3 protein-coding genes and 1 pseudogene are annotated in these 3,147 nt (G+C 69.5%); 1 reads left to right on the forward strand and 3 read right to left on the reverse strand.

All coding sequences use genetic code 11. The annotated features are described in order from the left end of the window. Positions 1 to 78 (forward strand): annotated as a pseudogene (locus tag ACWD0Y_RS36445) (transposase); the annotation flags it as partial. A gap of 694 nt (positions 79 to 772) precedes the next feature. On the opposite strand, the gene ACWD0Y_RS36450 reads toward ACWD0Y_RS36445, so the two are convergent. The 3 genes from ACWD0Y_RS36450 to ACWD0Y_RS36460 form a co-directional block, all read right to left on the reverse strand. Next, complete coding sequence (locus ACWD0Y_RS36450) at positions 773 to 970, reverse strand: hypothetical protein (RefSeq protein ID WP_450264543.1); 198 nt, start codon at positions 968 to 970, stop codon at positions 773 to 775. 288 nt (positions 971 to 1,258) lie between these two features. Then, on the reverse strand, positions 1,259 to 2,506 hold the full coding sequence (locus tag ACWD0Y_RS36455; RefSeq protein WP_450264544.1) for a helix-turn-helix domain-containing protein: 1,248 nt from the start codon (positions 2,504 to 2,506) through the stop codon (positions 1,259 to 1,261). 129 nt (positions 2,507 to 2,635) lie between these two features. Beyond that, positions 2,636 to 3,028 (reverse strand): hypothetical protein, encoded by a 393-nt coding sequence (locus ACWD0Y_RS36460; protein WP_450264545.1) that lies wholly within the window; start codon positions 3,026 to 3,028, stop codon positions 2,636 to 2,638. Positions 3,029 to 3,147: the final 119 nt, after the last annotated feature.

Here is a 3,147-nt window from a genome sequence, read left to right on the forward strand (position 1 = left end):
CTTCAATACCGACCCGACACACTCGACGGATTCATAGCCGGCACCGGCCTCACCCTCGACGACCCAGCCACACCCTGACAAGCCGAAGTCAGTAACCGCATCGAGCAGGGCCACTCCGCCGCGCTGATCGACTCCCTGATCCTCATCGCCGACGCGATCGGTGTACCGCTCGCCGACCTCGTCAGGTAGTGCCCCGGCCGTCCGCTTCTGGGGGAGAGGGGGAGAAGCGCACGGCCGGGGCTCACGGTCGGGTCAGGACGGTTCGTCGTCCGGCGCCGACGGTAGATCTCTGTGGCCCTCAGACCAGTGATTCGACCAACCGCACACCCCGCACGCGTACCGGCCGTCAAGGCCTGCGATCTGAGTGCCGCAGGCCCGGCACTCTGTGTGCGTGATTTCCGCCGGCCGATCCGCCACCGGGGTAGGCAGGACCTCTACCTCCGGCGGCCAGTCAGCGCGCGTGCGTCGGGTGCTCATGGGTGAACGCTACCGGGGTCGGCATGGGGGCGGTACCGCACGGCCCGCACTGCGGGCAGATCCATGCTCCGTCGGGCCCCTGCTGGGCAGCCCCACCACATCGAGGACACTGCATCTGTCATCACTCCTTCATCCGGTTGACCATCCGCACTGACGGCTGCAAAACCAGCGGCCGAGGTTGTCTTCGTAGGCCGCTGCTCCGCAGTTTTGGCAGTTCATGCGCTGTTCCTCGTGTTGCGTTCGGGCCCGTCTCGGCCGTCGACCTGTCCAGGGGTGTGGCGGCCGAGACGGGGGCTCAGCGGGGGTGAGGGCCGAGCGCGCGGTGCGCGGGTGCGGCCGGTCGCGCGGTGCTCGGCGCGTGATGCTCGGGCGCGAGGTCTTCGGGGGTGATCGGTGGCCCGTGCCAGAGCAGGGTGACGCCGTGCTCGTCGCAGTGGGCGCCGATCTCGTCCTCGTTCGGGATCTCGTGGCCACCCTTGGGGCACCGTGTCACGACTCCTCGCCGTGGCTGGTGCAGGCGCGGGGGTACCACTCGGTGGCGTGGTCGAGGATCCGGATCCGGCGTGGGCCGAGGTCCACGGCCGTAGCCGGAGTGAGGTGATGCCGCACCAGACGCAGTCCATGCCGCGCTGCTGGCGCTGAGACAACGTCTCGATGGCCGGTACGGGTGCAAGGGCGGTGCTCACGGAATCGTCCCCCGTCGTCATTGCCGGTGGTGACTGCACTGATAACGACGGTAGGGGCGGCGGAACGGAAGAGGGGCACAGTTTGTGCCCCCTCGTCAGGCAGCCAACAAGCCCAGCTTGACCGCCAGTTCAGAGGCCCGGCGGCGGCGAGCTGGGGTTCGGGATTCGCTCTCCTCCAACACGATCCTCTTCGCGTAGCCGTTGTACCGGATCGTCTCCGGGGCGGCCTCGTGCGCCTGCGCCAGGGTCGCGAGCGCTACGTCCGGCTGCCCGTCGAGTTGGTAGCCGCGGGCCTGCTCGATCCGGTGCCGGGCCCGGCGGGGCCGGGACGCGATCGTAGCCGCGTCTGAGGCGGCGGCCTGCCGCACCGATTCCCCGCCCGCGTGGAGCTCCACCGCGATCGTCACTGCGTGCGCGCCCATGATGGCGCGAGAGAACGAGGTGACCGGGTGGTAATAGGTGTCGGGCAGTTGGCCGGCCATCTCGCGGGCCATGTCCCAGTACTGCCACGCCGTGCCCGATTCACCGCGCCGAGCGGCGGTGTACCCAGCCTCGAACCGCAGAGCCCCGGCAATAGCGGCCACGTCGTCCGACGCGTCCGGGAGGAGCGGCTCCAGGAACTCCAGCGTCTCGCGCGTGACCTCGTCTGCTGCGTCGAAATGGGCGGGGCCGCTGTCCCGATGCGCCTGCGCGGTGAGCCACGCAGCGACGCCGATGGTGTGCGGGTCCTCGCTCTCTTGCGCGGCCATCATGCCGCGGTCGGCGATCCGCCAGAGGAGCGCCGGGTCCGGCTGATAGGCCGCGAAGAACTGGGCGAGGGAGTACACCTCGCTGAGTACGGCGTTGGAGGTGCGTCGGTCGGCCGCGCTGTCCGCCTGACACACAGCGAGTTGGGCGTCACGGATGAGATCAGGCAGCAGTGCGCCGATGACGTCCCGGTGGTTCGGGGCGGAGTGCCGTGCCGTCCACGCGCGGGCGAGGCGGGCTTGGAGGTGCCCGGCTGACGGCGCCTCGCCCATGGGTAGGGGGAACCGGTTGATCGCGGCCTGGACAGCGGGCAAGCGCGGGTGGCCAGGGCCGGTGAAGAGCGAGACGTGCACGGACTGGTCCCCAGTGAGGTCGGATAGGTCCCGGACGCGCAGCACCTCGGCGAGGCGGAGGATCACCTCCAGCTTCGGAGTTTTCAGGCGGCCGGTCTCGATGCCCTTGACCCACGAACCGCTACGTCCCATGAGGCCGCCGAGCTGCTCGCGCGTCATGCCCTTGCGGGTGCGGAGGATCTGCACTCTTTGCCCGACGACCAACGGATCGGCGTACGGGTCCGGGGTAGCATCAGATGGCACGGCCTTGCCCCTCTCTGAACAGCTCGACACTGTCAGGGTATGGGGCAAGGCCATTCTCGTGTGAGCCCCTCGGGAATGACGAAAGACGCCCCCCGCCCTCCCCGCAGGGAGAACAGGGGGGCGCGGTGGTCAGGCTGTCGTGCTGTCCGTGATCAGTCCGAGGGTGGCCAGTGCGGTGATCAGCGAGCCGAGCGCGACGTTCCCGCCCCGACTCCCGGTAACGGCAGGCCGAGTGACCGCCGCTGCTCCACCGAACCCCATCTTGGTGCCGATGTGCTTGAGGTCGCCGCCGACCGTGAGACCGCCGTCGGTGCGCAAGCTGTTGACGCCGTCGCGGTAGAGAAACGTGTCGCGCGCCGCGTTACCGGGGCCGACCGCCAGACGGCCGTCCGCAGTGATCCGCCACCGGTCAAACGGATCGCCGGTGACACCGCCACCCGCTGCGGTCGCGGTGCCGCTGGCCACGTTCACCGTGACGGCGCCGGTCAGGGTCCCGCCAGCGAGCGGCAGGAGCGCGGCCAACGCGGCGGTGGGCCCGGTGACCTGAGAGGACGTCTGGTTCGTGTAGTTCGTGGGTGATTATGGTTTATGCGTCTCGCCAGGTTGGGGTGGTTTCGCCGGTTGCGCGTTTGGCCAGGGTG

This window comes from Streptomyces altiplanensis, assembly GCF_053591575.1.